The organism is Rhizobium terricola (assembly GCF_012927355.1).
Classification (GTDB): Bacteria; Pseudomonadota; Alphaproteobacteria; order Rhizobiales; family Rhizobiaceae; genus Allorhizobium; species Allorhizobium terricola.
This window is the reverse complement of record NZ_JABBGK010000001.1, coordinates 205,648-229,435: the sequence shown is the minus strand read 5'-3', so window position 1 is coordinate 229,435 and position 23,788 is coordinate 205,648. Positions and strand designations below refer to the sequence as shown.

At 63.2% G+C, this 23,788-nt stretch carries 25 protein-coding genes; 17 read left to right on the top strand and 8 right to left on the bottom strand.

Annotation, left to right across the window (positions count from 1 at the left end; translation table 11 throughout):
• Positions 1-77 precede the first annotated feature (77 nt).
• The 5 genes from serA to HHL25_RS00990 form a co-directional block, all read right to left on the bottom strand.
• Positions 78-1,673 carry a phosphoglycerate dehydrogenase gene (gene serA / locus HHL25_RS01010; protein ID WP_169586395.1) on the bottom strand — a complete coding sequence of 532 codons (1,596 nt, stop codon included), beginning with the start codon at positions 1,671-1,673 and terminating at the stop codon, positions 78-80.
• An 89-nt stretch (positions 1,674-1,762) separates the two neighbouring features.
• On the bottom strand, positions 1,763-2,941 hold the full coding sequence (locus HHL25_RS01005; RefSeq protein ID WP_169586393.1) for a phosphoserine transaminase: 1,179 nt from the start codon (positions 2,939-2,941) through the stop codon (positions 1,763-1,765).
• Between the two features lie 213 nt (positions 2,942-3,154).
• Positions 3,155-3,982, bottom strand: a complete 828-nt coding sequence (locus tag HHL25_RS01000) for an outer membrane protein (RefSeq protein WP_169586391.1) — start codon at positions 3,980-3,982, stop codon at positions 3,155-3,157.
• 303 nt (positions 3,983-4,285) lie between these two features.
• Entirely contained in the window at positions 4,286-6,604 is a 2,319-nt protein-coding gene (locus tag HHL25_RS00995) for a methyl-accepting chemotaxis protein (protein ID WP_169589502.1), read from the bottom strand.
• A 178-nt stretch (positions 6,605-6,782) separates the two neighbouring features.
• A complete protein-coding gene (locus HHL25_RS00990; RefSeq protein ID WP_169586389.1) occupies positions 6,783-7,775 on the bottom strand; it encodes an LLM class flavin-dependent oxidoreductase in 993 nt (330 codons plus the stop codon).
• A gap of 197 nt (positions 7,776-7,972) precedes the next feature.
• Between HHL25_RS00990 and ruvC the strand changes: the two genes are divergently transcribed.
• The 9 genes from ruvC to HHL25_RS00945 all read left to right on the top strand — a co-directional run bounded on the left by ruvC (position 7,973) and on the right by HHL25_RS00945 (position 13,158).
• Positions 7,973-8,485: a crossover junction endodeoxyribonuclease RuvC gene (gene ruvC, locus HHL25_RS00985; protein WP_169586387.1), complete on the top strand. Its 513-nt coding sequence runs from the start codon at positions 7,973-7,975 to the stop codon at positions 8,483-8,485.
• Between the two features lie 59 nt (positions 8,486-8,544).
• Positions 8,545-8,796 carry an AbrB/MazE/SpoVT family DNA-binding domain-containing protein gene (locus HHL25_RS00980; protein WP_169586385.1) on the top strand — a complete coding sequence of 84 codons (252 nt, stop codon included), beginning with the start codon at positions 8,545-8,547 and terminating at the stop codon, positions 8,794-8,796.
• Positions 8,797-8,799: 3 nt separating this feature from the next.
• Positions 8,800-9,213 (top strand): type II toxin-antitoxin system VapC family toxin, encoded by a 414-nt coding sequence (locus HHL25_RS00975; protein ID WP_169586383.1) that lies wholly within the window; start codon positions 8,800-8,802, stop codon positions 9,211-9,213.
• A 12-nt stretch (positions 9,214-9,225) separates the two neighbouring features.
• Positions 9,226-9,843: a Holliday junction branch migration protein RuvA gene (gene ruvA, locus HHL25_RS00970; protein ID WP_169586381.1), complete on the top strand. Its 618-nt coding sequence runs from the start codon at positions 9,226-9,228 to the stop codon at positions 9,841-9,843.
• Between the two features lie 62 nt (positions 9,844-9,905).
• Entirely contained in the window at positions 9,906-10,190 is a 285-nt protein-coding gene (locus HHL25_RS00965) for an AbrB/MazE/SpoVT family DNA-binding domain-containing protein (protein ID WP_169586379.1), read from the top strand.
• Complete coding sequence (locus HHL25_RS00960) at positions 10,187-10,582, top strand: PIN domain-containing protein (protein ID WP_169586377.1); 396 nt, start codon at positions 10,187-10,189, stop codon at positions 10,580-10,582. Before HHL25_RS00965 ends, HHL25_RS00960 begins: the two co-directional genes overlap by 4 nt.
• Complete coding sequence (gene ruvB, locus HHL25_RS00955; protein ID WP_169586375.1) at positions 10,579-11,619, top strand: Holliday junction branch migration DNA helicase RuvB; 1,041 nt, start codon at positions 10,579-10,581, stop codon at positions 11,617-11,619. Before HHL25_RS00960 ends, ruvB begins: the two co-directional genes overlap by 4 nt.
• Positions 11,620-12,525 (top strand): metallophosphoesterase, encoded by a 906-nt coding sequence (locus HHL25_RS00950; RefSeq protein ID WP_169586373.1) that lies wholly within the window; start codon positions 11,620-11,622, stop codon positions 12,523-12,525.
• 66 nt (positions 12,526-12,591) lie between these two features.
• Positions 12,592-13,158, top strand: coding sequence for a DinB family protein (locus HHL25_RS00945; protein WP_169586371.1), 567 nt, complete (start codon positions 12,592-12,594; stop codon positions 13,156-13,158).
• A gap of 10 nt (positions 13,159-13,168) precedes the next feature.
• Here the strand turns inward: HHL25_RS00945 and HHL25_RS00940 are convergent, their stop codons facing one another.
• The 3 genes from HHL25_RS00940 to HHL25_RS00930 are packed head-to-tail and all read right to left on the bottom strand — an operon-like array spanning position 13,169 to position 16,139.
• On the bottom strand, positions 13,169-14,053 hold the full coding sequence (locus HHL25_RS00940; RefSeq protein ID WP_169586369.1) for an NAD-dependent epimerase/dehydratase family protein: 885 nt from the start codon (positions 14,051-14,053) through the stop codon (positions 13,169-13,171).
• The gene (locus HHL25_RS00935; protein WP_169586367.1) at positions 14,050-14,922 is read right to left on the bottom strand and encodes a glycosyltransferase; all 873 of its coding nucleotides are present in this window, start codon (positions 14,920-14,922) and stop codon (positions 14,050-14,052) included. Before HHL25_RS00935 ends, HHL25_RS00940 begins: the two co-directional genes overlap by 4 nt.
• Positions 14,919-16,139 (bottom strand): NAD-dependent epimerase/dehydratase family protein, encoded by a 1,221-nt coding sequence (locus HHL25_RS00930; RefSeq protein WP_169586365.1) that lies wholly within the window; start codon positions 16,137-16,139, stop codon positions 14,919-14,921. Before HHL25_RS00930 ends, HHL25_RS00935 begins: the two co-directional genes overlap by 4 nt.
• Before the next feature lie 124 nt (positions 16,140-16,263).
• On the opposite strand from HHL25_RS00930, the gene ybgC reads away from it, so the two are divergent.
• From ybgC to tilS, 8 genes are all read left to right on the top strand, one after another.
• Positions 16,264-16,704 carry a tol-pal system-associated acyl-CoA thioesterase gene (gene ybgC, locus HHL25_RS00925; RefSeq protein ID WP_169586363.1) on the top strand — a complete coding sequence of 147 codons (441 nt, stop codon included), beginning with the start codon at positions 16,264-16,266 and terminating at the stop codon, positions 16,702-16,704.
• A 237-nt stretch (positions 16,705-16,941) separates the two neighbouring features.
• On the top strand, positions 16,942-17,661 hold the full coding sequence (gene tolQ, locus HHL25_RS00920; RefSeq protein WP_169586361.1) for a protein TolQ: 720 nt from the start codon (positions 16,942-16,944) through the stop codon (positions 17,659-17,661).
• A 25-nt stretch (positions 17,662-17,686) separates the two neighbouring features.
• A complete protein-coding gene (tolR, locus tag HHL25_RS00915) occupies positions 17,687-18,139 on the top strand; it encodes a protein TolR (protein WP_169586359.1) in 453 nt (150 codons plus the stop codon).
• Between the two features lie 9 nt (positions 18,140-18,148).
• On the top strand, positions 18,149-19,267 hold the full coding sequence (locus HHL25_RS00910) for a cell envelope integrity protein TolA (protein WP_169586357.1): 1,119 nt from the start codon (positions 18,149-18,151) through the stop codon (positions 19,265-19,267).
• 22 nt (positions 19,268-19,289) lie between these two features.
• Complete coding sequence (tolB, locus tag HHL25_RS00905) at positions 19,290-20,597, top strand: Tol-Pal system beta propeller repeat protein TolB (protein ID WP_169586356.1); 1,308 nt, start codon at positions 19,290-19,292, stop codon at positions 20,595-20,597.
• A gap of 155 nt (positions 20,598-20,752) precedes the next feature.
• On the top strand, positions 20,753-21,289 hold the full coding sequence (gene pal, locus HHL25_RS00900) for a peptidoglycan-associated lipoprotein Pal (RefSeq protein WP_169586354.1): 537 nt from the start codon (positions 20,753-20,755) through the stop codon (positions 21,287-21,289).
• A gap of 165 nt (positions 21,290-21,454) precedes the next feature.
• Positions 21,455-22,450 (top strand): tol-pal system protein YbgF, encoded by a 996-nt coding sequence (gene ybgF / locus HHL25_RS00895; RefSeq protein ID WP_169586352.1) that lies wholly within the window; start codon positions 21,455-21,457, stop codon positions 22,448-22,450.
• Positions 22,451-22,481: 31 nt separating this feature from the next.
• The gene (gene tilS, locus HHL25_RS00890; protein WP_169586350.1) at positions 22,482-23,786 is read left to right on the top strand and encodes a tRNA lysidine(34) synthetase TilS; all 1,305 of its coding nucleotides are present in this window, start codon (positions 22,482-22,484) and stop codon (positions 23,784-23,786) included.
• Positions 23,787-23,788: the final 2 nt, after the last annotated feature.

The window sequence follows — 23,788 nt, the reverse complement described above, 5'->3', positions numbered from 1 at the left end:
GGTGCTGCATGCAAAAGACCCGGCGAAGATGCCTTCGCCGGGTCTTTTCAGTCTTCTCTCGGGAGGAGAGTGGTTGCTTAGTCGACGGCGAAGACCAGCGGCTTCGCGTGGCGGATCGCCGAATGGGCGATCAGCTTGTCGAGAACTTCCTGCTTGATCGGCTCGTCGACATAGAGGAGCGCGATCGCGTCGCCACCCTGCTTGTCACGGCCGAGCTGGAAGTTCGCGATGTTGACGCCACCTTCGCCGAGGGTGGTGCCCATGAAGCCGATCATGCCCGGAACGTCGGTGTTCGAGATGTAGATCATGTTCTGACCGACGTCGGCATCCATGTTGATGCCCTTGATCTGGATGAAGCGCGGCTTGCCGTCGGAGAAGACGGTACCGGCGATCGAACGCGTCTGGTTCTCCGTCGTGACCGTCAGCTTGATGTAGCCGTCATAGACGCCGGTCTTGTCGCGCTTGACTTCCGACAGCACGATCCCCTTTTCCTTGATCATCACGGGTGCCGAAACCATGTTGACGTCGGAGACCTGCGGGCGGATCAGGCCGGCGAGCAGCGCCGATGTCAGCGCCTTGGTGTTCATCGTCGCGGTCTGGCCGTCATAGAGGATCTCGATTTCCTTGATCGCGCTTTCCGTGACCTGGCCCACGAAGGCGCCGAGCACGTCGGCAAGCTTGATGAACGGCTTCAGGATCGGCGCTTCTTCAGCCGTGATCGACGGCATGTTTATGGCGTTCGAGACGGCACCCTTGATCAGGTAGTCCGACATCTGCTCGGCAACCTGCAGCGCGACGTTTTCCTGGGCTTCCGTGGTCGACGCGCCGAGATGCGGGGTGCAGACGACGTTCGGCAGGCCGAAGAGCGGGCTTTCGGTCGCCGGCTCGACTTCGAACACGTCGAAGCCGGCACCGGCGACATGACCGGACTTGATCGCATCGGCAAGGGCTGCCTCGTCGACGAGGCCACCGCGGGCGCAGTTGATGATGCGTACGCCCGGCTTCGTCTTGGCGAGCGCTTCCCTGCTGAGGATGCCGCGGGTCTTGTCGGTCATCGGCACGTGAAGCGTGATGAAGTCGGCCTTGGCGAGCAGTTCGTCGAGCTCGACCTTCGTGACGCCCATTTCCTCGGCGCGCTCCTTCGACAGGAACGGGTCAAAGGCAAGGACGTGCATCTTGAGGCCGAGGGCGCGGGCGCAGACGATCGAGCCGATATTGCCGGCGCCGATGACGCCCAGCGTCTTGCCGGTGATCTCGACACCCATGAACTTCGACTTCTCCCACTTGCCGGCCTGGGTCGAGGCATCGGCAGCCGGGATCTGGCGGGCAACGGCGAACATCAGGGCGATGGCGTGCTCGGCGGTGGTGATCGAGTTGCCGAACGGCGTGTTCATCACGATGATACCACGCTTGGAGGCGGCCGGAATGTCGACATTGTCGACGCCGATGCCGGCGCGGCCGATGACCTTGAGATTGGTCGCGGCGGCGATCAGCTTTTCGGTTGCCTTGGTCGCCGAGCGGATGGCGAGACCATCATAGTTGCCGATGATCTCGGCTAGCTTTTCCTTGTCCTTGCCGAGCTTCGGCTGGAAATCAACTTCAACGCCGCGATCGCGAAAAATCTGGACGGCGGTTTCCGACAGTTCGTCGGATACGAGAACGCGAGGTGCCATGACGAGGCCTCCTTCAAAGAGTTCGTTTCAATGAGAATGATGGGAATGCATGGGGCTCCGCCGAAGGCCGGCGGAGCCGGAATTCGCTGTCAGGCCGCGGCCTTGGCGAGAGACGCCTTCTGCTTCTCGAACGCGTAGGTCAGCCACGGCATCAGGGCTTCCATGTCGGCCGTCTCGATCGTCGCGCCGGCCCAGATGCGCAGGCCCGACGGGGCATCGCGATAGGCGCCGATGTCGAAGGCGATGCCTTCCTTGTCGAGCGCGTTGACCATGCCCTTGGCGAAGGCGGCCTGCGCATCCGCATCGAGGGCGAGCACGGCCGGGTCGACGATCGTCAGGCAAACCGACGTGTTCGAACGGGTCGCCTCGACCTTGGCCAGGTTGGCGATCCAGTCGTTCTTCGCGACGAAGTCGAAGATCACCTTGGCATTGGCATCGGCCCGCGCCATCAGGCCGGTAAGGCCGCCGATCGACTTGGCCCAGAGCAGCGCGTCGATATAGTCCTCGACGCAGAGCATCGACGGGGTGTTGATGGTTTCGCCGGTGAAAATACCTTCGATCAGCTTGCCGCCCTTGGTCATGCGGAAGATCTTCGGCAGCGGCCAGGCCGGAACGTAGCTCTCCAGGCGCTCGACGGCGCGCGGGGAAAGGATCAGCATGCCATGGCCGCCCTCGCCGCCCAGCACTTTCTGCCAGGAGAAGGTGACGACGTCGAGCTTGGAAAAGTCCATGTCCTGCGCGAACGCCGCCGAGGTGGCGTCGCAGATCGTCAGGCCCTTGCGGTCCGCCGGGATGAAGTCGGCGTTGGGAACGCGGACTCCCGAGGTGGTGCCGTTCCAGGTGAAGACGACGTCACGGTCGAAATCGACCTGGGCCAGATCCGGAAGTTCGCCGTAAGGCGCTTCGAACTTGCGGACGTCCTTGAGCTTGAGCTGCTTGACGACGTCGGTGACCCAGCCGGCGCCGAAGCTTTCCCAGGCGAGCATGTCGATGCCGCGCTCGCCGAGCAGCGACCACATGGCCATTTCAACGGCGCCAGTGTCGGAAGCCGGAACGATGCCGATGCGGTAATCCGCCGGGACGTTCAGAATTTCGCGGGTGAGGTCGATGGCCTGCTTGAGCTTGGCCTTGCCAACCTTGGCGCGGTGCGAGCGACCGAGCGGGGCATCGGCAAGAGCGTCGAGCGACCAACCGGGGCGCTTCGAGCAAGGGCCAGAAGAAAAGTGAGCATTTGCCGGACGCGCGGCGGGGGCGACGATATCAGCCATATAGATACCCTTCCAGGTAATTAGCCTCTCGTTGGGGAGAGGTGTCCCGCCGCTGGAACTACGCCTGTCCAAATCCGCCGTCAAGAGAAATCAAATGTCGCTGGCAGAAAATCTTTTGACGCGCACGGAATTCCAAGCCCGCCGTGAAATACACCCATAACGCGAAAAAGCCGCCCGTTGATGGGGCGGCTTCCATTGCGATCCGGGACAGTATTATTTGTAGACGAGCGGCTGCGGCGGAGGCTCGTAAGCGGCGACCGGCTGGGCGCAACCGCCGAACAGGTAGCGTGCGCCGACATGGGCTTCGTGGCTGTAGAAGCCCTTGTCATAGCCCGGGCCGCCGTTCGAGTTGTAGCCGAACATGTCGCCGCCGAGCGTGTGGCGGAAGCGATAGCCGACGTCGGCCTTGACGTTGCAGGTCACGTCGATCGACGCACCGGCCATCAACTGATACGCGAAACGCCAGCTGCCGTCACCGCCGTGTTCGACGGTCGGGTCGCAACCGCTGCCGTCGTCGGCGCAGGAGGTGTTGCGCAGGTTGTCCCACTTTACGTACGAGCCGCCGATGCCGGCGCCGACATAAGGCGTGACCATGCCGTAGCTACCGATGTCGACATAAGCGTTCGCCATCAGGGTGTAGGCGCGCATGGCAGCAACGTCGGACGACGTACAAGCCGTGGAGACACCGCACGAACCGGAGGTCGAACCATCGAAATCCGACTTGAACATGTAGTCGAAGGTCAGGTCGGTGCGCAGGTAGTTGTTGACCTGGTAGCCGACACCGGCGCCGAGCGTGAAGCTGTTCTTCAGGTCAGCGTCGTCGAAGTCCACGAGGTCGGCATTGGAGCCCTGGAAGAACTCGGCGCCGCGCAGTTTGTTGAAGGAATAGCCAGCGTCGCCGCGCAGGTACCAGCCGGAGGCTTCTGCGACTTCGACTTCGGGCGCTTCGATCGGTGCGGGCTCAGGCTGGTACATGTCTGCAGAATAGGCTGCTGTGCCGGCGAGCAGGACGGCAGCCACGGCGATAAGGCTCGTCTTCATGGCAAGATACTCCAAAAATCCATCGTTGATGCACGGGCCGGACGCGGCCGATGTTCCTATCGGCATGGATAATGAAGGAGAAAGGTTAAGCCGCGCTTAACTACGTCTGTTTACCTTGTTTTGCGGGACGAATTCCACAAACGACGGACGAGTTGCTCACCCTGCGCGCGACGGTTCAGTCATCGCGGGAAATCTTACTTGCGTGGCCGATTCTCTGTATGACCATCGACCGACGAAAAGGGCCGGCGTGCAGTCCGCACGCCGGCCCTCGATCGACAATATGACCGCTTGAGGCGGTTGACGTCAGCCTGCGCGTCGCAAGTCGACCGCCCCCTGCCCTGCGGCGAAGGTCGCAGACGCGCCACCGAGCGAGAACTGGCCGAGGCGCTGGTCCATTTCGGTCGCCTCCTGGGCGAGACGATGGATCGCCGCCGTCGTCTCTTCCACCATGGCCGCGTTCTGCTGGGTCATCGCGTCGAGCTGGTTGACCGAACCGTTGATCTCGGAAAGCGTCTGGGCCTCGTCGCGGGTCGAGGTCATGATTTCGCTGATCCGACCGTTGATCGCCAGCACATGCGAGCCGATTCCCTGGAGGGCGGCACCAGCCTTTTCGACCAGCGTCACGCCATGTTCGACCTCGGTGGTCGATTTGGCGAGAAGACCGGCGATCTGCTTGGCGGCCGCTGCCGAACGCTGGGCGAGTTCGCGCACTTCCTGGGCGACCACGGCAAAGCCCTTGCCGCTTTCACCCGCACGGGCCGCTTCGACACCGGCATTGAGCGCCAGAAGATTGGTCTGGAAGGCGATCTCGTCGATCACGCCGATGATCTGGTTGATCTCCTGCGACGACCCCTGGATGGCTTCCATCGCGGCGATCGTCTCGCGCATGATGTGACCCGACTGTTCGGTGTCGTTCTTGGCATTGCGGGCGATCTTTTCGGCATCCTCGGCACGGGCGATCTGGGTCCGAACGCCGTCCGTGATGGCCTTGATCGCGCTGGCCGTCTCGGTGAGGGCTGCCGCCTGGCGCTCGGTCCGCTCGGCGAGCTGGTCGGCACCGGAACGCATTTCTTCCGCCCCTTCACGCACCGCGACGGAGTTGCCGCCGATACCCGACAGGGTATTGCCGAGCGTCAAAAGTGCCTTGTTGAAGTTCTGGCGCAGCGTTTCGAGTTCTGCCGGGAAAGGCTGGCGGATATTGAAAGCGAGATCCCCGCGGGCGAGCCGTTCGAGACCCTCGTCGAGTGCCGAGACCACCTGCTGCAGGCTCTGCGCCTCGGCCTCCCGCTCGGACATGCGCTGGCGACGCTCGACATCGGCGCGCTCGCGCTCGCTGCGCGTTTCGGCTTCGAGATCCTTCTGTTCGATCAGGCCGAGACGGAAGCGCTCCAGCGATTTCGCCATCGTCCCGATCTCGTCGCGGCGCTCCTGGTTGGCCACGGGCGTGTCCAGCTTGCCGTTGGCCACGTCGCCGGTCACAGTGGCAAGCCGTGCGAGCGGTGCAAAGAGACGCCCCGTCAGGTAGCCGGTCGCAATAGCCATGACCGTAAGCACGACCAGCGCCGTGATGGCAAGCGTCGAGGCGATATGCCATGAGCCGGCGCCCAGTTCGGCATGGGTCAGGCTCTCGACGACGAGATACTTCTCGCCCCCGTACGAAACCGGTCGCCCATAGGCCTTTGCGGTGCCGTCAGCGCGGTCGAAATCCGTCATGACCACATCCGTGCCATTAATGGCGTCCGCAGCAAAGCCGAAGGGAGCAGCCGAGATGTCCGTCAGCTTTCCGTCCGCAGAAAGGCTGATGCCGGAGCCGTCCTGTGAAAGGATTGCGACCTGCTCGCCGCTGCCCTTGGCGATGCCCTTCGACAGGATGTTGGCGACGGCACTGTCCTTGAGCTGGAACAGGAAGGCCCCCTTGAACGCACCGAACTTGACGACCGGCACGGCGAAGTAGATGTCGGGGGACGCGGGATCGCTGCCGGCGCGCAAGCCCGAGAAGCGCGTTGGAGCCACGTCTTCGACCGCCTTGCCCGCCTCTTCGACACTGCGGGCAAAGGCACGACCGAGACCGGTTTCGGCCAGCGGACCGGCCGCGACATTCTCACCGAAGGTCGCACCCTTCTTGTAGGAATAGATGACATTGCCGGTCTGATCGACGATCAGCAGATCGCGGAACTGCGTGTCCTTGAGGAAGCCGGCAACCTGCCCCTGAACGGTTTCATGGCTCGAATAGTAGAAGCCGCTCGGCCCTTCCGGCTTCAACAGCTTCTCAAGTTCGTTCGGGTTGGGGTTCTTGGTGATGAAGACGTCGCGCAGTTCCTTCCGAGCGTCGCCCGAATTCTTCACGATCGTGTTCCAGCCGCTCTTCATCGAGCTGATCGCCTGCTGCAGGCTCTCGATCTTGGCGATCGAGGTCGCCTGGTTCTCGAGCTGCGCGAGCTGTTCGTTCAGGATGTCGCCACGGAAGGTGAGCGTGGTGCTCATCGATTGATAGGCCTGATCCTCGAACACAGCGCTGGACGTCGAATAGGCGAGCACGTTGAGAAGCCCGACCGACAGGACCGTCAGCAGCAGGAAGATCCCGATAACCTTGGAGGACAGGGAGTTGAAACGACTATACATCATGGTTCCCGTTTTCCGCGCCCCACTTTGCGCGCTCTTGTCATTGGCAATGCGATAGAGGGCAGAGGAGTGCCCTCCTCGCCCATCACTACCTAAAGTCGGGATTCTTTTTTAAGCGGCAGTTAAGACGTGCGGCGATTTCTGATCACCACAGGTAAAAAACGCGAATACTGCGCCGTCATGCCATCTGCGCGCGCACCGCAGCAAAAATCTCGACGGACCGCAAACGCGCCTGGAGGTCGTGGATCGGCATCGAGACGATGAGTTCGTCGGCGCCTGTGACGCGCAGGAAATCGGAAAGCTGCTCCCCGATCTTCGCCGACGAACCAACCATCGCATATTGCAGCGTGTGTTCGACACCGTAGCGCTCGATCTCCGTCCAGATGCCGTCCATGCTGTCGACGGGGCGCGGAAACGGGCGCCGTACGTTCCGGCGCAAATTGACGAACTGCTGCTGCGATGAGGTGAAGAGATAGCGCGCCTCCGCATCCGTCTCTGCCGCCACGCCCATCACCCCTACCATGACATAGGGCTTGTCGAGCTCTGCGGAGGGCTGGAAACGTTCGCGATAGATGGAGATCGCCTCAAGGAGCGCATCCGGGGCAAAATGTGAAGCAAACGCGTAAGGCAGACCAAGTGCCGCCGCGAGATGGGCGCTGTAGAGACTGGAGCCGAGCAGCCAGATCGGCACATGGCTGCGCATGCCGGGAACCGCAAGCAGGGCCTGGTCCTCGCCGGGATCGCCAAGCAGGCGCTGCAGTTCGATGATGTCATGCGGAAAGCTCTCGGCCCCGGCCTCGAGATTGCGACGCAACGCGCGGGCCGTGCGCATGTCGGTACCCGGCGCACGGCCGAGGCCGAGATCCACCCGGCCCGGAAACAGCGCCTCCAGCGTGCCGAACTGTTCGGCGATCACCAGCGGCGAGTGGTTGGGTAGCATGATGCCGCCCGAACCGACGCGGATGCGGCTGGTCGCAGCCCCCACATGGCCGATCACCAGCGACGTCGCCGCGCTGGCGATGCCCGGCATTCCGTGATGCTCGGCGAGCCAGAAACGCTCGTATCCGCATTCCTCCGCCTTGATCGCCATCCGGCGGGACGCATCGAGGGCTTCGGAAACAGTGTGTCCCTCCGCGATGGGAGAAAGGTCGAGGATGGAAAAGGGTATCATCGCGGTGGTCCATGCTGCATCAAACGTCTTGTCCATATGTAGACAGCCGGCGTGCCGATACCAGACCGAAAATGACGATTTGGCCGGATCGTCACCACAAAGTTTTTGAACGGAGGTTTCGCGCTTCTTGATCTCATGTTTTTGTTTTGTTCACTTTTCGCTGGCAGACCGGGGGCATGTCCGGCTAGGGTGAGATCATGCGTGACACGATTCGAATTATCGGCATTGACCCGGGCCTGCGGCGCTGCGGCTGGGGCGTCATCGAGACGCTCGGCAACTCCCTGCGCTTCGTCGCCTCCGGCACGGTTACCTCCGACGGCGACATGGATCTTGCCTCCCGTCTGTGCCAGCTGCATGACGGCCTCGCCGAGGTGGTGCACGCCTACCAGCCGCACGAGGCCGCGGTCGAGCAGACCTTCGTCAACAAGGACGCTGTCGCCACGCTTAAGCTTGGTCAGGCGCGCGGCATCGCCATGCTGGTGCCGGCCCGCGCCGGCCTGCCGGTCGCCGAATACGCCCCGAACGCCGTGAAGAAATCGGTGATCGGCGTCGGCCACGGCGAGAAGCAGCAGATCCATATGATGCTGAAGATCCTGATGCCCAAGGCCGAGTTCAAGGGCAATGACGCCGCCGACGCGCTGGCGATCGCTATCTGCCACGCGCACAACCGCGGCGGCGACCGCCTGCGCAAGGTGCTGGCCTCCGCTTGATTTGTTCTTGACTTGTTCCCTCGGTAAGATATTTTCTTACTCAACGAAGGAGCAGGGCAATGCGCGTCACATCCAAGGGACAGGTCACCATCCCGCGCGATCTGCGGGAGCTTGTCGGCATCACCCCGAATAGCGAAGTCGTCTTCACGATCGAGGATGGCAGGCTGATCGTATCTCCTAAGAAGGAGGTACGTGAAAGTGTCGAACGCGAACGCCTGCAGGCCTTCCTGCACTCGCTCGACGCTCTGGAAGACACCGGTGACCAGGCAATCGACGCGGACGCCCTCATGGCCATGACCCGGGACCGCTGATCCATGACGACGCTCGTCGATACCAACGTGCTCGTGGATCTGGCCGTTCGCGATCCGGTCTGGCTTCAATGGTCTCGCAACACGCTGCTGCGCTTGGCCCAAACCCAGCCGCTCGTCATCAATCCGGTCATCTACGCCGAATTCTCGGTCCGCTATGATGATCTTGAAACGGTCGACAGACTGCTGCCGCGAGCGGATTTCCATCGGGAAAGCCTGCCATGGACGGCAGCCTTCGCAGCCGGGGTGGCGTTCAAGCGCTATCGCGCCGGCGGTGGAAAACGGGAGCGCGTCCTGCCCGACTTTCTGATCGGCGCCCATGCGGCAATTCGCGGCTACTCGATTCTCACCCGGGACACCAAAGGCTATGGCACCTATTTCCCGATGGTTCCACTCATCTCCCCCGAAACCCATCCCTGACGGACGCACCTCATGATCGGCAAGCTCAAAGGCACCATTGACGAAATCGGCGACGACTACGCGCTGATCGATGTGCATGGCGTGTGCTACGTCGCCTTCTGCTCCGCCCGCACGCTGTCGCGCCTCGGCTCGCCCGGCGAGGCCGCGGTCCTGTTCATCGAGACCTATGTCCGCGAGGACCAGCTGAAGCTCTTCGGCTTCATGACGGCGCTCGAGCGCGAGTGGTTCAACATTCTGCAGAGCGTGCAGGGCGTCGGCGCCAAGGTGGCGCTTGCCCTCCTCTCGACGCTCACGCCGTCCGAGCTCGCCAACGCGATCGCCCTGCAGGACAAGACGGCGGTTTCGCGCGCACCCGGTGTCGGCCCCAAGGTTGCGGTACGCATCATCACCGAACTGAAGAACAAGGCCCCGGCCTTTGCCGGAGAGGCAGGCGCCAATATCGGCCTCAAGCAGGAACTCGGCGAAGGCGTGGCGCCCGCCCCAGTCGCCGATGCCGTCTCCGCGCTCACCAATCTCGGCTATTCGCGCGAGCAGGCCGCCAATGCCATCGCCGCCGCCCTGAAGAACGGCGGCGAAGGCGCAGACAGCGCCAAGCTGATCCGTCTGGGGTTGAAGGAACTGTCGCGGTAGGAATTGGTGCGCAAACGAAATGCTGATATGCTTCTCGTAAGAATTCCTTGAGGAGGTAAGACATGGGTGCCTTTACCGTTATGACCTCCAAGGGTCAGATTACGATCCCGAGTGAAGTGCGTGAAGCGTTGAAACTCGAACCCGGAACACGCTTCTATGTGTCGGCGCGCAACGGTCAGGTCGTGGCAATCCCGAAGAACAGAAAGCTGTCGGAATTCGCCGGAATCCTGGGCAACCCGCCTGTCGGTATCAGCCTCACCGTCGAGGAAATGGACGAAGCTATAGCGCAACACGTGTCCGAGGATGACCAACGCATCAGGCGCGAATGGTCGGAGGCTGAGCGGTGATCGGCATCGACACCAATGTTCTGGTGCGGTTTCTCGTCGATGACGACCCCGCCCAGAACGCCTTGGCGCGCACGTTTCTTTCGGCGAGAACGGCCGAGGAACCGGCATATATCAGTGCGATCGTCATCGCAGAAACCGTCTGGATCCTGCACAACAGGCTGCAATACCCGATGTCCACCGTAGCAGAGCTTTTTCAGAATCTCCTGGCGGCGGACGGCCTCGTCATCGAATATACTGAAGAGCTCGACGCCCTGCTGAGCACCGGCCAGCCCCTGGCCGACCTAGCGGACCACCTGATCGCATGGGCTGCGAAGCGCCCAGGAGCTCCAACTACCCTGACCTTTGACAAACGCGCCGCCTCCCGCGTACCCGGCATGGAACTGCTCGCATGATTACTCCCAATCCCGTCCTGTCCCCTGAAAAGCGTGGCGAGGATCTCGACGCGACGCTCCGTCCGCAGTCGCTCGACGAATTCACCGGCCAGGCGGAAGCGCGCGCCAATCTGAAGATCTTCATCGAAGCGGCCAAGAACCGCGGCGATGCGCTCGACCACGTGCTGTTCGTCGGCCCGCCCGGCCTCGGCAAGACGACGCTCGCCCAGATCATGGCCAAGGAACTCGGGGTGAATTTCCGCTCCACGTCCGGACCGGTCATCGCCAAGGCCGGCGATCTCGCCGCCCTTCTGACAAATCTGGAAGAGCGCGACGTGCTCTTCATCGACGAAATCCACCGGCTCAACCCCGCGGTCGAGGAAATCCTCTATCCGGCGATGGAGGATTTCCAGCTCGACCTCATCATCGGCGAAGGCCCGGCCGCCCGCTCGGTCAAGATCGACCTCTCGAAGTTCACCCTGGTCGCCGCGACCACGCGTCTCGGCTTGCTGACCACGCCGTTGCGCGACCGTTTCGGCATTCCGGTGCGCCTCAACTTCTACACCGTCGAGGAACTCGAACTGATCGTGCGCCGCGGCGCCCGGCTGATGGGCCTCGGCATGACCGACGAAGGCGCCCGCGAAATCGCCCGCCGGGCGCGCGGCACGCCTCGCATCGCCGGCCGCCTCCTGCGTCGCGTCCGGGACTTCGCGGAAGTCGCCCGCGCCGAAGCCGTCACCCACGAGATCGCCGACGAGGCGCTGACCCGTCTCCTTGTCGACAACATGGGCCTCGACCAGCTCGACAAGCGCTACCTCAACATGATCGCCGTCAACTTCGGCGGCGGGCCGGTGGGCATCGAAACCATCGCCGCCGGCCTGTCCGAGCCGCGCGACGCGATCGAGGACATCATCGAGCCCTACATGATCCAGCAGGGTTTCATCCAGCGCACACCCCGTGGGCGGGTGCTGACGCAGACCGCCTGGAAGCATCTCGGCCTCCAGCCGCCCAAGGATCTGGAAGCCGCCCAGTTCCGGCTCACCCTCGAGGAGGACTGAATGATCGGCCGGCGCGGCTTCCTCAAGCTTCTCGCCGGCCTCTTTGCGGGTGGCCTCGGACCAAGCGCCTATGCCGTCGGGGTCGAGCCCATGTCGCTGCCCCGCGTCACGCGTTACGCACTCAAGCCGGCGGGGTGGCCGGAAGGCCTCCGGCTGAGGATCGTCGCGCTGGCCGATTTCCATGCCTGCGAACCCTGGATGCCGGCGAACCGCATCGCGGCGATCTGCGACCAGGCAAACGATCTCGGCGGCGACATCGTTGTCCTGCTCGGCGATTACATGACCAGCATGCGTTTCAAGACCCGCGATGTAGAGCCGGCGCGCTGGGCCGAGGCCCTGATGCGGCTGAAGGCACCGCTCGGCGTCCACGCGATCCTCGGCAATCACGACTGGCTGAACGACCCCGTGGCGCTGGCGGCGGGACACGGCCCGACGCTCGCGCACAAGGCGCTCGGCGATGTGGGCATCCCCGTCTACGACAATCTCGCCGTCCGCCTCGAAAAGGACGGGCAGCCCTTCTGGCTGGCCGGCCTCGCCGACCAGCTTCAGCCGGGACACCTCGCGCCGGACGGTTCGGGCTGGATCCCAGGGCTCGACGACCTGCCTGCCACCATCGCCCAGATCGACGATGACCACGCACCCGTCGTCCTGATGGCGCACGAACCCGATATTTTCGCCGAAGTACCCGACCGGGTGAGTCTCACGCTTTCGGGACATACCCATGGCGGACAGATCCGCATCTTCGGTTATTCGCCCCTCGTGCCGTCGCGTTTTGGCAACCGTTATGCCTATGGACACGTGGCCGAGAACAATCGTCATCTGATCGTGTCCGCCGGTTTCGGGCTGTCCAACCTGCCGGTGCGCCTGGGTGCTCCGCCCGAGATCGTCGTCGTGGAAATCGGCTAGAGCAATGCCGTCGGTCCACACCACACAGGCAGACCGGCCGGCGCAAGACGAAAGAAGGGATAGCCGATGACCGATGCTTACGACCCGACGCGCGTCTTCCGCAAACTCGCGCGCAACAATGCGCTCGCCAATCTGCGTCTGCACACCGCGGTGGCCCGCCTTCAGCCCGGCGAGTTCGAGGAAAGCCGGACGAGCTTCTTTCCCTCGATCAAGGCAACCCTCAACCACATCCTCATCGTCGACTGGTTCTATGTGGACGCCCTTGAAGGCGGCTCGCTCGGCCCCGCGGCCTGGCAAAACCCGGAACCCTATGGGGACGCGGCATCTCTCCATGCGGCGCAGGCGGCCGTCGATCGCCGGCTGCTCACCCTCTGCGAGGCGCTGAAGCCGGAAGAGCTTTCAAGCACCGTCGCCGTCCATCGCGGCAGCCGCATCCAGACGGACCGGCGCGATGACATCCTCAGCCACCTGTTCCAGCACCAGACCCATCATCGCGGCCAGGTTCACGCCATGCTTGCCGGCACGAGCGTGACACCGCCCCAGCTCGACGAGTTCATCGTCGGCGACGACGCGGCCGCCCGGGCAGCCGAGATGGCACGGTTCGGGTGGACGGAGGCGGAGTTGATGGGCTGAGTGACAAACGTCAGAGGCTGTCGGCCAGACAGTGAACGGTGCTTTCGAACAGGCTTTCGCCGCCCGGCTTCCATCCGAGGGCCCTGATCTTGTCGGTCGCCATCGCGCGAACCACCGCTTTGTCAGCGGGAGACGGCAAGGCGTGCGGACATCGGGTCGCAGCGCGCACCACATCGAGCAGATCATGACTGTCGATGACCATATCGGACACATTGAAGACTTCGCCGGACACCCGTGCAGTCTCCGTTTCGAGCATCAGCCGCGCGGCCTGGCCGACATCCCGACCATGGACCTCGGACCCCGCACGCGGCGCCACCGGAATGCCGGCGAGGTAATCCGCGACAAGGCGGTCCCACTTGTTGGGGCGCAGCGCCCCATAGACGCCCGTCAACCTGAGGCTCGCGCCGACAAATCCCGGCGCGGACATCTCGGAGAGCACCTGCTCGCCAAGCATCTTGATTTCGCCGTAGAGGCTGTCCGGACGCAAGGACGCCGTCTCGACAAGCGGCAACCCGTCGACAAGCCCGTCATAGACGGCACGACTCGACAGAAAAACTGTGCGACGGACGCCCGAACGTTTGGCAGTCTCCAAGAGGCGCGCGGTCCCGTCGAGATTGAGCCGGCGGAAGCGGGCCGGATCATCCCCCTCCCCGCCACGGTATCGGCCGGCCACATGATCGAAGGCCGCATGCACGAAGAAATAGGCGTCATCGAAGGCAGCGGTCTGGTCGAGATCAGGATCGAGAGAAAGGGGCCTGAACTCCACCGGTCGCGAGAACAGGCCCGCTTGCGGCGGATTGCGTCCGCCGACCACAACTGCGTATCCCGCTGTCAACAGATCCTCGACGACATACCGTCCGACCAGCCCGGTTCCGCCGGAGACCAGGACTTTCATGCGGCTTCCGCCCGGACCGGATTGGCGAGTGTGGCAAGGTCCGGGATGCCGTCTCCCGTGTGGAATGCGTGCCACAGGTCGATCAGCGGCCGTAGCTGCGCCGCCCGCGGATGGTCGGCTTCCCATGGCTTCTCATACTGGTAGTGCAGCACGCCGATCTGTTTCCAGTCCCAGAGCTCCGGCAGGTTGAACCAGACATATTGCAGCATGTTCATGAACACCGGCAGGCCCTGCCAGTCGGGAAAGAAGTGTTCGAGGAAGGTCTGGTCGGTCCGGCGCCAGAACACCTCCGGCTCGTCCAGCCGCTTTAGCATGGCCTGAAAGGTCGCAAGCGACGGCCTGGCGACGAAGACGCCGGAATTCAGCCGGTGGAAATCGGCAAGGCTCTCATAGACATTCGGCGCGGCCGAGAATTCCGGATAGTCGAACAGCTTGTCGACGTTCCGAAGCACCAGCGCATCAGCATCGATGAACACGCAACTGGAATAGTCGATGAGCTGCCAGAGCCGGAGCTTGCAGAAATTGTCGAGCGGCGAGTGAAAGGCGGGTTTGCGCCCCTTGGTGAAAGGCGCATTCGCATGCAGGTTGCCGCGGGCGTGGCGCTGGTTGAACCCCTCCGAGAGCGGCAGATGCTCGACCTCCACAAGGCGGCAGCCGAACGCCTTCAGCGGCGCGAGTGCATCGACGTCCACACCGCCCGTGAACAGCACCACGATATCCGCACTGCTGCCGGTCAACCGGATCGAACGGGCGAGCGCCGTTGCGCCCATGGCATAGTCGCCGTTGGTGACCAGGGTCACGAAGGCGTGGCGGGACGTCGCCGTCGTCAGGGGGGCGATCCCGCGAAGCATCTCGCTCCCCATCATCATGACACGGATTTCAGCTTCTTGCCTTCCGGGTCGCGATTGATCGTCCGGGCTATATCCTTGGTCCATGCCGAGACCGCCGGTACACGCGAACGATCGACGCGATAGGCGAACTTCTTCGCCACGTCGACGATTTCCTCGAGAAGACCGCCCTTCAGCGTCGTCGGCTCGAGCCCGAGGCCCAAGAACTTCTCGTTCTTGACGATCAGGTCGTTTTCCGGGGCTTCCTTGCGCGGATTGGGCAGCCAGGCGATCTCGGCGCCGGTCATCTTGGAGATCATTTCGGCCAGGTCACGCACCCGATGTGTCTCGGTCATCTGGTTGAAGATCTCGACCCGCGCGCCGCGCGCCGGCGGGTTGTTGAGCGCGATCTCGATGCAGCGCACCGAATCCTGGATATGGATGAAGGCACGGGTCTGCCCGCCTGTCCCATGAACCGTGAGCGGATAACCGATTGCCGCCTGGATCAGGAAGCGGTTGAGCACCGTGCCGTAGTCGCCGTCATAGTCGAAGCGGTTGACGAGCTGCGGATGCCGGCGCGTCTGTTCGGTATGCGTCCCCCAGACGATGCCCTGGTGCAGGTCGGTGATCCTGAGACCGTCGTTCTTGGCATAAAACTGGAACAGCAGCTGATCCAGGCACTTGGTCATGTGGTAGATCGAGCCGGGATTGGACGGATAGAGGATTTCCTGCGAGACGGTGTCGCCCGTGGTGGTCTCGATGCCGACCGGCAGGTATCCTTCGGGGATCGCCGCACCGACCGTCGAATAGCCATAGACGCCCATGGTGCCCAGATGCACGAGGTGCGAATCGAGATTGAGCTCGGTCAGCGCATTGAGCAGATTGTGCGTGGCGCTCACATTGTTGTTGACGGTGTAGTTCTTGTGCCGGTCGCTCTTCATCGAATAGGGCGCGGCACGCTGTTCGGCGAAATGGATGATGGCGTCGGGACGTTCTTCCGCCAGCCAGTTCTTGAGAAGCTCGTAGTCCCGTGCAAGGTCGATCAAATGGAAATGGATGCGCCTCCCGGTCTCGGCGTGCCAGATGCGGGTGCGCTCCTGGATCGAGTCCATCGGCGTCAGCGACTGGACGCCGAGTTCGGTGTCGATCCAGCGCCGCGACAGGTTGTCGAGAATATGAACGTCGTGACCGGCGTCCGAAAGATGGAGGGACGTCGGCCAGCCGACGAACCCGTCTCCGCCCATGACTGCAATCTTCATCAGAGAGTCTCCTGTGCCGGTTAGGTCGGAAATCTGATAATGCCAGTTTGTGACAGAACTACAATCGACACCGGAAACGCCGGCTCCGTCAAGATGCACAGCGTGTGCAGAACCAGGTAAGAGAATGAAAGAAATGAGAATTTCACTTTGTGGAGAACTCGGCGAACAGGGTCATCGGCTCACCCAGCGGGTCTATTATGAAGATACCGACTTCTCCGGCCTCGTCTATCATGCCCGCTATTTGCATTTCCTCGAGCGTGGCCGCACCGACTATCTGCGCTGTCTCGGCGTGGAACAGAGCGCACTCATAGGCATCGATGAGGAGGGCTTGGTTTTCGTCGTGCATCGCATGGAAATCGACTTCAAGGCACCGGCCCGTATGGATGACGTGCTCGAAATCAGCACGACGACGACCAAGGCCGGTGGTGCCAAGATGGTCCTGGAACAGGAGATCCGCCGCGACGATCAGCTCTTGATCGCCGCCAAGGTCGTGATCGCCGTGGTCAACCGGGTCGGCCGCCCCCGCCGGCTGCCCGAAGGTCTCGCCCAGCGCTTCCTCGGCTGAGGCGCCGGGGCAGTTTATCAAATGCTAACTCTCTTTTAACCATAATGATGCCTTACTGCCCCCGTGCAGATTTGTGCAACGCACGCCTTCGTTTGACCAAATTTCGGGGCAAGAAGGCAAACAGGGAGCTTGAAGCGGGATAAGGGCGTTCGGCTAGAGCACCGCACAATCCGGCAATAGAGCTATTTCACCGCCCGGTCATGCGCCGGGCGTTTGGATTTCGGGGATTTGAGAGCGATGGAAGAAGTTGGTTTGGCAGCGGCAACGCATGACGTGAGCCTCTGGGCTCTGTTCATGCAGGCAGGCTTCATCGTCAAGTTGGTCATGCTCGGCCTGCTTGCCGCATCCGTCTGGACCTGGGCGATCGTCATCGACAAGTTCATGAGCTATTCGCGGGCGCGCCGGCAGTTTGACCAGTTTGAACAGGTCTTCTGGTCCGGCCAGTCGCTCGAGGAACTCTACCGGACACTGGCCGAGCGGAACAACACAGGCCTTGCCGCCATGTTTGTCGCCGCCATGCGCGAGTGGAAGAAGAGCTTCGAACGCGGCGCCCGCTCGCCGATCGGCCTGCAGATGCGTATCGACCGCGCCATGGACGTGACGCTCGCACGTGAGTCGGAAACGCTCGAAGCCCGCCTCGCCTCGCTCGCCACCATCGGTTCGGCCGCTCCCTTCGTCGGCCTGTTCGGTACCGTCGTCGGTATCATGACCTCCTTCCAGGCGATCGCCGGCTCCAAGTCGACCAACCTCGCCGTCGTTGCCCCCGGTATCGCCGAAGCGCTGCTCGCCACCGCGATCGGCCTCGTTGCCGCTATCCCGGCCGTTATCGCCTACAACAAGTTCTCCGGCGAGGCAGGCAAGCTGACCGCCCGCATGGAAGGGTTTGCCGACGAATTCTCCGCCATCCTTTCGCGCCAGATCGATGAGAAGCTTCAGCCTCGCCAGGCGGCGCAGTAACCGCTTCGCTTACGGAGACGCATAAATGGGAATGTCAGTTGGATCGGGCGGTGGCGGCGGCGGCCGTCGTGGAAGGCGCGGCGGCAAGCGCGCGCCCGTCAGTGAGATCAACGTCACGCCGCTCGTCGACGTCATGCTCGTGCTGCTGATCATCTTCATGGTCGCGGCACCGATGATGACTGTCGGCGTGCCGATCGACCTGCCGGAAACGCAGGCCAAGGCGATGAATTCCGACACCCAGCCGATCACGATCTCGGTCAATCCCGCAGGCGAGATCTACCTGCAGGAAACGCCGATCGCGATCGACGAGGTTGTCGCCAAGCTCGAAGCCATCGCCACCACCGGTTACAACGAACGCATCTATGTGCGCGGCGACACCGCCGCCGCCTACGGCACCGTGATGAAGGTGATGGCACGCATTTCCGCGGCCGGTTTCAAGAACATCGGCCTCGTGACGCTGCAAGAACAGGACAAGTGATCGGCTAAAATGAGAGGCAGTCTCATTTCTTCGGCTGTTCTGCATGTACTGGCGCTCACCTGGGCGCTGGTCAGCATCAGTGCGCCCGAATCCTTCGACGTCGCCGACGTCGAGGCCTTGCCGGTCGACATCGTCCCGATCGAAGAGATCACCCAGATCCAGCAGGGCGACAAGACCGCGCCGGTCGCCGAGAAATCCGCTCCCGTCCCGACCAAGAAGCCGACGTCGGTTCCCGACGCCGAGAACGTCGGCGAGAACAAGGTCGACCTGAAGTCCGTCCCCAAGCCGGCCGAAAAGCCGACCAATGCCGAGTCCTCCGCAGCGCCGGAGAAGGTCGAGAAGGTCCAGCCGACCCAGGACGACCAGAGCAACGACATCAAGGACATCATCAAGGAAGAGACGGTCGCCGACACGCCGAAGCCGACCGAGGTCGCCAAGGCCGAGCCGCCGAAGCCCGAGGTGACGCCAGAGCCCAAGCCGCCGGCCGAAAGCGAGCCGAAGCCGGAAGAGGCTCAGGCCGAAGAGATCCCCCTGCCCGACAGCGTGCCGGTCCCGACGGCCAAGCCGAAGCCCGAAAAGCCGAAGCCCGCCGAAACGAAGCCCGCTGAGAGCAAGCCGACCGAGGCCGAAGCGCCGAAGTCGCCGGACAAGAAGAAGGACACCAAGACCCAGGAAACCGCGAAGTCGAAATCCACCAAGGAGAGCGATTTCAACGCGGACGAGGTTGCGGCCCTGTTGAACAAGAACGATCCGACTGCCGGCGGTGCCAAGGCCTCGCAGGACAAGGCGGCCTTCGGCGGCAAGAAGACGACCGGCGGCTCGAAGCTCAGCCAGAGCGAGATGGATGCCCTGAAGGGCGCCATTCAGAACAACTGGTCCTTCATCCCGGGCCTTGCCGGCATGGACGGCATGGTGATCACCGTTCGCTTCAAGCTCGATGAATCCGGCAACCTGATCGGCGAGCCGGAGGTGAGCGCCAGCGGCGGCGAAGCGTCCACCCAGCAAGTCATGATGGGCAGTGCCCGACGCGCGATCCTGCGCTCGGCCCCTTTCACCAATCTTCCACCCGACAAATATGACGCCTGGTCCGAGGTCGTCGTGAACTTCGACCCCAGCGAGATGATGTAAAAGCTAAAAAGGCTTGGAACTCATGATGAAACTGAACTTCTTTCGTACCCTGATGGTGGTCGTCGGCATGGCCGGCGCCTTCGCCACCCCGGCAAGCGCCGTCGTCGAGATCAACATCAACAAGGGCAATGTCGAACCCTTGCCGATCGCGATCACCGACTTCATCTCCGGCGACGGCATCGGCGCCAAGATTTCGGCCGTCGTAGAAGCCGACCTCAAGCGCTCGGGCCTGTTCGCGCCGGTCAATCGGGCCGCTTTCATCGAGAAGATCTCCAACCCGGACCAAGCACCGCGCTTCGAGGACTGGAAGGTCGTCAACGCCCAGGCGCTGGTGGTCGGCCGCATCAGCAAGGAGGCCGACGGCCGCCTGCGCGCCGAGTTCCGCCTCTGGGACACCTTCGCCGGCCAGCAGATGACCGGCCAGCAGTTCTTCACCCAGCCGGAGAACTGGCGTCGCGTGGCCCATATCATCGCCGACGCCATCTATGAGCGCATCACCGGCGAAAAGGGCTATTTCGACACCCGCGTCGTCTTCGTTTCGGAAAGCGGCCCCAAGACCGATCGCAAGCGTCAGCTGGCCATCATGGACCAGGACGGCGAGAACGTCCGCATGCTGACCGGTTCCAAGGACATCGTGCTTACGCCGCGCTTCTCGCCGAGCCGCCAGGAAGTCACCTACATGTCCTTCGAAGGCCAGCAGCCGCGCGTCTACCTGCTGCAGCTGGAAACCGGACAGCGCGAAGTCGTCGGCAATTTCCCCGGCATGACGTTTTCGCCGCGCTTCTCGCCTGATGGCCAGCGCGTCATCATGAGCCTTCAGCAGGATGGCAACGCCAACATCTACACGATGGACCTGCGTTCGCGCACCACGACCCGCCTCACCTCGACGGCGGCGATCGATACCTCGCCGTCCTACTCGCCGGACGGCAGCCGGATCGTTTTCGAATCCGACCGCGGCGGCCGCCAGCAGCTTTACGTGATGGGCGCCGACGGTTCGGGCCAGCAGCGCATTTCCTTCGGCGAAGGCTCCTACTCGACCCCCGTCTGGTCTCCGCGCGGCGACCTGATCGCCTTCACCAAGCAGTCGGGCGGCAAGTTTTCGATCGGCGTGATGAAGACCGACGGTTCGGGCGAACGCATCCTGACCACCGGCTTCCACAACGAAGGCCCGACCTGGGCGCCGAACGGCCGCGTTCTGATGTTCTTCCGCCAGTCGGCGGGTGCAGGCGGGCCGCAGCTCTACTCGATCGATCTCAGCGGCTACAACGAGCAGCTGGTCCGCACCCCGGCCTTCGCTTCCGACCCGGCCTGGTCGCCGCTGCTGGAATAGGCCGCAATCGCGCCGCTTTCTTGCCGTAAAGCGCGGCAAGGAAGCGCGTTCCGGCCGTGTTTTGACACTTCATTAACTATGTTCGTTGGACGCTGGTTAACCTCGAATGGTTAAAGTCCGGCAACCCTAACGGAAAGACATCAAGGAGACCGGCTATGAGCCGCATTCACACTCCGGCCAAGAGCCGCATGCAGCAGATCGCCAGCAACCCCGCTGTCCTCGCCCTGACGATGGCACTCGCTCTGGCAGGCTGCGCCTCGAAGAAGAACCTGCCGAACAGTGCATCGGACCTCGGCCTCGGCGCCAACGGTTCCGCCGCCACCCCGGGCTCGACCCAGGACTTCACCGTCAATGTCGGCGACCGCATCTTCTTCGACACCGACTCGACCTCGATCCGCGCCGACGCCCAGCAGACGCTCGACCGTCAGGCCCAGTGGCTCGCCAAGTACCCGAACTATGCGATCACGGTCGAAGGCCACGCCGACGAACGCGGCACCCGCGAATACAACCTGGCTCTCGGCGCCCGCCGCGCTGCAGTCACCCGCGACTACCTCGCTTCGCGTGGCGTCCCGGCAAGCCGCATGAAGACGATCTCCTACGGCAAGGAACGTCCGGTCGCCGTCTGCGACGACATCTCCTGCTGGTCGCAGAACCGTCGCGCCGTCACCGTTCTCGGCGGCGCCGGCATGTAACAGGCGTCTTCGAGCGCTGGAAATTCGAGAGGCGGTCCTTCGGGGCCGCCTTTTCGTTTTCTCCACACTTTGGCCGAACTTCGGTTGCTTTTTACCGGCAATTGGAAAAAATCTCCTGGTTGCGCCAAACCCGGCGCCGCGATTCATGAAAACAGGAAAGATGACATGAAAAGACTTGTCATGGCCGCAGTGCTCGGAGCGGCGTCTGTGGCCGGCCTGCACGGAAGTGCAAGTTCGATGCAACTGCTCGCTCCGCCCGTCGTGCCGCAGGTGCGCTCCGCCGATGCGGGCGGTGACCGGGCTCAGGTCCAGCTCGCCCAGAGCGCCGATCCGTCGATCCGCGTCCAGCAGCTCGAAGAGGAAATCCGCAACCTCAACGGCCGCATCGAGGAAATGAGCTTCCAGATCCTGCAGATGCAGGAACAGATGCGCAAGACCCAGGAAGACAACGAGTTCCGCTTCCAGGATCTCGAGAAGGGCGGCGCGAAGAAGAGCGGTGCGCTGGACAAGCCTGTCCAGAACGGCGGCCAGACGGATTCCGTCGCCGAGATCATCACCCAGGACCCGGCACCCGGCAGCGATGCCGGGACCGACCCCTCGCTCGGCCAACCCGAACAGACGCTCGGCTCGATCGAACTCGACGCGGACGGCCTGCCGCAATCCGCATCGCTGAACGATGGCGCCGTCGACAACGGCTCCACGCCCCTGCCCGGCGTCGAGACCATCACGCCCCCGCAGCAGGAGCCGGCCCAGCAGCCCGCCCAGACGGCCTCGCTCGGCTCGGAAGCGGACGCCTACCAGATCGCCTACGGTCATGTCCTTTCCGGCGACTACGGCATGGCGGAGGGCGAACTGCGCGAGTTCATCACGAGCTACCCGACGAGCGGCAAGATCGCCGACGCCAACTTCTGGCTGGGTGAAGCGCAGTATTCGCAGGGCAACTACAACGAAGCCGCCAAGACCTTCCTGAACGCCCACCAGACCTACAGCTCCTCTCCCAAGGCGCCGGAAATGCTCCTGAAGCTCGGCATGTCGCTTGCAGCCCTCGACAATACCGAAACCGCCTGCGCGACGCTGCGCGAAGTGACGAAACGTTATCCCAAGGCCTCGCGTGCCGTGGTCGCCAAGGTTGCCGGCGAACAGAAACGCCTGCGCTGCTGATTTGTCGCAGCCCGGCTCGCCCGTCGATGAGATGCGCGAATTTGCGCCCTTTGACGCCGCTGAGCGATTCCTGAGTTCCCTGCTCTGCCCAACCCGCCTCCTCGCCGCCGTCTCCGGTGGAAGCGACTCGACCGGCCTCCTGCTCGCGCTGAAACAGGCGCTCGACACCGGCAAATATTCCCACAGCCTGACAGCCGCCACGATCGACCACGCGCTACGCGCCGAATCCGCCGCAGAGGCACAGGCAGTGGCCGAGATGTGCGACCGCCTCGGCATTCCCCATCGAACGCTGGTCTGGACGGGCGAGAAGCCGGCGACTGGCCTTTCCTCTGCTGCGCGCGACGCGCGCTACCGTCTGCTCGCCGACGCAGTTGCCGCATCAGGCGCGGATGTCCTCGTCACCGGCCACACGGCCGATGACCAGCAGGAAACGATCGCCATGCGCGCTGCCCGGGCACAGAGCGACAATCTCGGCCTCGCGGGCATGGCCGAGGCCACGCTTTACGACCGGCGGTTGTGGATCCTGCGCCCGTTACTCGGCGTCTCCCGCAGCGCCATTCGCGCCTGGCTGTCCGGACAGCAGGTCGGCTGGATCGACGACCCGAGCAATACCGACCCACACTACGAGCGGGTGCGTGTTCGGCATCGCCTCGCCGCCAGCGTCGATTTCGCCCCGCACGTCGAAGGTGCGGGACGTCGCGCCCTCTCCGACGCAGCAGCAGCCCTGATCGATAGCTGCGCCACATGCCATGCCGGCGCCCTCCTCCGGCTCGCACCGGACGTGCGCAAAGCCGATCCCGCCGTGCTCCGCCATGCGCTTGCAACCCTAGTGGCGATCGCCGGTGGCCGCTCCCATCGTCCCGCGTCCGACGCGATGGACCGACTGATGACACTCACTGTCACCGATCTGCCAGGACGCATGACCCTGTCACGCGCACTGGTCGTATCGCGGACTGACGGGATCTACCTGACCCGCGAGGCCCGCGATATTTTGCCGCTGACGGTCGAACCGCACAGCGTCGGCATCTGGGACGGCCGTTTTCTGGTCACCAATCAGAACGACGAAGCCCGGGTCATTGAGGCCGGGGCCTCGCCGCCGCCGGCCGACCGGCAGATGCGGCTGACCGCCGGGCAAATACGCCACTTGGCACGTGTCCTGCCGCAGATCACGGCACCGGGATCAAAGGAGAGCGAGGCTTCGGAGGCGGCCCATCGATGCAGCGTGGAACCGGCCTTTCCGCTCTTCGACCGCTTCCTTCCCGACTTCGACCTGCAACTGGCGAATGCTGTCGCAAGGCTTTTCGGACGGAAGGCCTATATGCCCACCCCCGTTTAAGG

What these genes read in the sequence shown, in the direction of transcription:
- serA (WP_169586395.1), bottom strand. Translation starts at nt 1,673, where the DNA reads ATGGCACCTCGCGTTCTCGTATCCGACGAACTGTCGGAAACCGCCGTC.
- HHL25_RS01005 (WP_169586393.1), bottom strand. Translation starts at nt 2,941, where the DNA reads ATGGCTGATATCGTCGCCCCCGCCGCGCGTCCGGCAAATGCTCACTTT.
- HHL25_RS01000 (WP_169586391.1), bottom strand. Translation starts at nt 3,982, where the DNA reads ATGAAGACGAGCCTTATCGCCGTGGCTGCCGTCCTGCTCGCCGGCACA.
- HHL25_RS00995 (WP_169589502.1), bottom strand. Translation starts at nt 6,604, where the DNA reads ATGTATAGTCGTTTCAACTCCCTGTCCTCCAAGGTTATCGGGATCTTC.
- HHL25_RS00990 (WP_169586389.1), bottom strand. Translation starts at nt 7,775, where the DNA reads ATGATACCCTTTTCCATCCTCGACCTTTCTCCCATCGCGGAGGGACAC.
- ruvC (WP_169586387.1), top strand. Translation starts at nt 7,973, where the DNA reads ATGCGTGACACGATTCGAATTATCGGCATTGACCCGGGCCTGCGGCGC.
- HHL25_RS00980 (WP_169586385.1), top strand. Translation starts at nt 8,545, where the DNA reads ATGCGCGTCACATCCAAGGGACAGGTCACCATCCCGCGCGATCTGCGG.
- HHL25_RS00975 (WP_169586383.1), top strand. Translation starts at nt 8,800, where the DNA reads ATGACGACGCTCGTCGATACCAACGTGCTCGTGGATCTGGCCGTTCGC.
- ruvA (WP_169586381.1), top strand. Translation starts at nt 9,226, where the DNA reads ATGATCGGCAAGCTCAAAGGCACCATTGACGAAATCGGCGACGACTAC.
- HHL25_RS00965 (WP_169586379.1), top strand. Translation starts at nt 9,906, where the DNA reads ATGGGTGCCTTTACCGTTATGACCTCCAAGGGTCAGATTACGATCCCG.
- ruvB (WP_169586375.1), top strand. Translation starts at nt 10,579, where the DNA reads ATGATTACTCCCAATCCCGTCCTGTCCCCTGAAAAGCGTGGCGAGGAT.
- HHL25_RS00950 (WP_169586373.1), top strand. Translation starts at nt 11,620, where the DNA reads ATGATCGGCCGGCGCGGCTTCCTCAAGCTTCTCGCCGGCCTCTTTGCG.
- HHL25_RS00945 (WP_169586371.1), top strand. Translation starts at nt 12,592, where the DNA reads ATGACCGATGCTTACGACCCGACGCGCGTCTTCCGCAAACTCGCGCGC.
- HHL25_RS00940 (WP_169586369.1), bottom strand. Translation starts at nt 14,053, where the DNA reads ATGAAAGTCCTGGTCTCCGGCGGAACCGGGCTGGTCGGACGGTATGTC.
- HHL25_RS00935 (WP_169586367.1), bottom strand. Translation starts at nt 14,922, where the DNA reads ATGATGATGGGGAGCGAGATGCTTCGCGGGATCGCCCCCCTGACGACG.
- HHL25_RS00930 (WP_169586365.1), bottom strand. Translation starts at nt 16,139, where the DNA reads ATGAAGATTGCAGTCATGGGCGGAGACGGGTTCGTCGGCTGGCCGACG.
- ybgC (WP_169586363.1), top strand. Translation starts at nt 16,264, where the DNA reads ATGAAAGAAATGAGAATTTCACTTTGTGGAGAACTCGGCGAACAGGGT.
- tolQ (WP_169586361.1), top strand. Translation starts at nt 16,942, where the DNA reads ATGGAAGAAGTTGGTTTGGCAGCGGCAACGCATGACGTGAGCCTCTGG.
- tolR (WP_169586359.1), top strand. Translation starts at nt 17,687, where the DNA reads ATGGGAATGTCAGTTGGATCGGGCGGTGGCGGCGGCGGCCGTCGTGGA.
- HHL25_RS00910 (WP_169586357.1), top strand. Translation starts at nt 18,149, where the DNA reads ATGAGAGGCAGTCTCATTTCTTCGGCTGTTCTGCATGTACTGGCGCTC.
- tolB (WP_169586356.1), top strand. Translation starts at nt 19,290, where the DNA reads ATGATGAAACTGAACTTCTTTCGTACCCTGATGGTGGTCGTCGGCATG.
- pal (WP_169586354.1), top strand. Translation starts at nt 20,753, where the DNA reads ATGAGCCGCATTCACACTCCGGCCAAGAGCCGCATGCAGCAGATCGCC.
- ybgF (WP_169586352.1), top strand. Translation starts at nt 21,455, where the DNA reads ATGAAAAGACTTGTCATGGCCGCAGTGCTCGGAGCGGCGTCTGTGGCC.
- tilS (WP_169586350.1), top strand. Translation starts at nt 22,482, where the DNA reads ATGCGCGAATTTGCGCCCTTTGACGCCGCTGAGCGATTCCTGAGTTCC.